Below are 3,726 nucleotides of genomic sequence, written 5' to 3' on the forward strand. Positions count from 1 at the left end.
CAGGGCCACCTCCCGCCAGGCGGTCACCCGCTGCGGCCCGGCCGCCTCGTCCACCGCGCGCAGGGTGTGGAGGACGGCGTCCGCCAGTACCGGGTGGAGCCCGAACGCGGCGCTCTCGGCGTCGCCGGCGCCGGCGGCGGTGACCTCCGCGAACAGTTCGTCGTCGCGCCGCCACACGGCCTGGACACCCCGGTCCGGCAGGGCGGCCCCGTCGGGGGCGGCGTCGTACACCGGCACGCTCCGGGCATCGGCGGGGGGCCACGCCTCCAGGTCCCAGTCGGGTGCTGCGCCCTCCTGGGCGAGGTGCCCGGTGGCGTGGCAGGTCCAGGGCCGGCGGACGGCCTCGTCGCCGCGCCGGGAGTGCACGGAGACCGGGCGCAGCCCGGTGCCCCCGGGTTCACCGACGGTGACCCGGAGTTGGACGCCGCCGGACTCCGGCAGCAGCAGCGGCTCATGGGTGTCGAGTTCGTGCAGGTGACCGGCACCGACCTGGTCCCCCGCCCGGATGGCGAGTTCGACCGGCAGCCACTGGGGGGCGGAGGCGATGCCCTCGACGCCCTCAGCACGTTCGGCGGCCTCGCCGCCCGGTCCGGCGAGCCACGGGTGTGTGCCCGCCGACAGCCGCCCGGTGAACACCACGGTCTCGGAGTCGGGCAGTTCGACGGCGGCTCCCAGAACGGGGTGCTCCGTGTTCACCGCCCCCAGGTCGGAGGCACCGCGGGAGGCGCCGGATGAGACCGTCAGCCAGTGGTGGCTGCCCTGGAAGGGGTAGGTGGGCAGCTCGGGGTGGGCGGGGGCGGGCTGCGGGCGGAGCGTGACGCCCTGGGCCCAGGCGAGCGCCGCGGCGTTGGCGAGTTCCTCGCTCCCGCCGTGGTCGCGCCTGAGGGTGCCCTGGACGGTGGTGGCGCCCGGGGTGTCCTGGAGGATCTGGTGCAGCGGCAGGGTCAGCACCGGGTGGGCGCTGACCTCGATGAACGCGCCGTGCCCGTCGCGCCGCAGGGCGCGGACGGCGGAGTCGAAGTCGACGGTGTGCCGCAGGTTCCGGTACCAGTAGTCGTCGTCGAGTTCCTCTCCCTCGGCGCGACCGCCGGTGAGCGAGGAGTAGAACGGGATACGTGCCGGCCGCGGGGCGACCGGGGCCAGCAGGGTGCCCAGCTCGTCCCGGAGCTGTTCCATCTCCGGTGAGTGCGAGGCGTAGTCGACGGGGACGCGGCGGGCGCGCACGCCTGCTCCGTCGCAATGCTCCTGCAAGCGGTCCAGGTCATCCGAGGCGCCGGAGACGACGGTGCCGGCCGGGCTGTTCACGGCGGCGACGTGCAGGTCCAGGCCCAGTTCGGCCACGAGTGCGCGGGTCTGCTCCGCGCCGAGGGCGAGTGAGGTCATGCCGCCGTGCCCGGCGAGGGAGGCGATCAGGCGGGACCGCAGCGCGACGACCCGGGCCGCGTCGTCGAGGGACAGCACCCCGGCCACGGTGGCGGCTGCGATCTCACCCTGCGAGTGGCCGACCACGGCGGCAGGCCGCACCCCCAGGTCCTCCCAGGCCGCGGCGAGAGCCACCATCACCGCCCACAGCGCGGGCTGGACCACGTCCACCCGGTCCAGGTCCGGCTCACCGTCCCCGCCCAGCAGCACACCGTTCAGGTCCCAGTCCGTGTACGGCTCCAGCGCCCGGGCGCACTCCGCGAGGCGGCGGGCGAACGCGCCGTCGGCCGCGATCAGTTCGCGTGCCATGCCGGGCCACTGGGAACCCTGGCCGGGGAACACGAACACCGGCTCGCCCAGCACCGTTCCGGCCCCGGTGGACACCCCGGGCAGCTCGGTGCCCGCGGCTGCCGCCCGCAGCCCCTCGGCCAGCCCTGCCCGGTCCGTGGCGACGACGGCCGCGCGGTGCTCGACGACCGTGCGGGACGCGGCCAGCAGACGGGCCACCCGGTCCACCGGTACCTCGGGGCGGCGCTCCAGGAACACCGCCACCTGCTCGGCCTGGGCCCGCGCCGCCTCCTCGGTCCGCCCCGACACCACGAGCGGCAGGGCGGTGGTGTCGTCCGGACCGGAAGGCACGTCCGCGGCGGCGGCCGGCGCCTCCTCCACGATGACGTGCGCGTTGGTCCCGCTGATTCCGAAGGAGGAGACCCCGGCCCGCCGGGGCGCGTCGTCCCGGAGCCAGGGCTGTTCCTCGGTCAGCAGCCGCACGGCTCCCGCGGACCAGTCGACGTACGGTGACGGCTCGTCCACGTGGAGGGTGCGCGGCAGCACTTCGTGGCGCAGGGCCTGCACCATCTTGATCACGCCGGCGACTCCGGCGGCTGCCTGCGTGTGCCCGAGGTTGGACTTGACCGATCCCAGTCGCAACGGCCGTTCCGGGTCCCGGTCCTGGCCGTACGTGGCGAGCAGGGCCTGCGCCTCGATCGGGTCGCCGAGGGTGGTGCCGGTGCCGTGCCCCTCCACCGCGTCCACGTCGGCCGACCGCAGCCCCGCGTTCGCCAGCGCCGTGCGGATCACCCGCTGCTGCGCCGTTCCGTTGGGCGCGGTGAGGCCGTTGGACGCGCCGTCCTGGTTGACCGCAGAGCCGCGCAGCACCGCGAGGACCGGGTGGCCGAGCCGCCGGGCGTCGGACAACCGCTCCAGAAGGACCAGGCCCACGCCCTCGCCCCAGCCGGTGCCGTCCGCCGCCGCGGCGAACGCCCTGCACCGGCCGTCGGCCGACATGGCGCGCTGCCTGCTGAAGGCGGTGAAGGTGCCGGGGGTCGCGATGACGGTGGCTCCGCCGGCCAGGGCCAGCGTGCACTCGCCCAGCCGCAGCGACTGGGCGGCCTGGTGCATGGCGACGAGCGAGGAGGAGCAGGCGGTGTCCACGGTGACCGCGGGGCCCTGGAGGCCCAGTACGTAGGAGAGGCGGCCGGACATCAGGCTGAGGGCGTTGCCGGTGAGCAGCACGCCGTCCAGGCCGTCGGGTGCCTCGTGCAGCAGCGTGGAGCCGTACTCCTGGGACAGTGCGCCGACGAAGACGCCGGTGGCGGTGGTCCTGAGCGAGGTGGGGTCGATGCCCGCCCGTTCGAAGGTCTCCCACGCCGTCTCCAGCAGCAGGCGCTGCTGCGGGTCCATGGCCAGCGCCTCACGCGGCGAGATGCCGAAGAACGCCGCGTCGAACCGGCCGGCGCCCTCGACGAAGGCGCCGTGGCGGGTGTAGGAGGTGCCGGGCTTGTCCGGGTCGGGGTCGTACAGGGCGTCCAGGTCCCAGCCCCGGTCCGTGGGGAAGCCCGTCACCGCGTCCGCTCCGGCGGACACCAGCTTCCACAGGTCCTCCGGTGAGGCCACTCCTCCGGGGTACCGGCAGCCCATCGCCACGATGGCGATCGCGTCGCCGTCCGGGAGGGCGGCACGCGCGGCGGGGGCCCGGTCGGGTGCGGCGGCCGGTGCGGCGGTGCTGCTCCACGCCTGGTGCAGGTGCGTGGCGAGGGACCGGGGTGTGGGGTGGTCGAAGACGACGGTGGGCGACAGCCGGCACCCGGTGGCCTCGTTGAGACGGTTGCGCAGTTCCACGGCGGTGAGGGAGTCGAAGCCGAGGTCCTTGAAGACGCCGTCGGGTGGCACGGCCGCCGCGGAGTCGTGGCCGAGCACGGTCGCGGCCTGGGTGCGGACGAGTTCCAGCAGCGCCCGGGCCGCTTCCTCCTCGCTCAGCCCGGCCAGCCACGCCCCGGGGGTGCCGCCCTCCGACGCGGAGCC

At 75.5% G+C, this 3,726-nt stretch carries 1 protein-coding gene; it reads right to left on the reverse strand.

Annotated elements, in window-relative coordinates; genetic code table 11:
• Positions 1–3,726 (reverse strand): type I polyketide synthase (locus ACYVE9_RS18925; protein WP_461029070.1); only part of this gene is annotated, 3,726 nt, incomplete at both ends.

Source organism: Streptomyces sparsus (assembly GCF_054776295.1).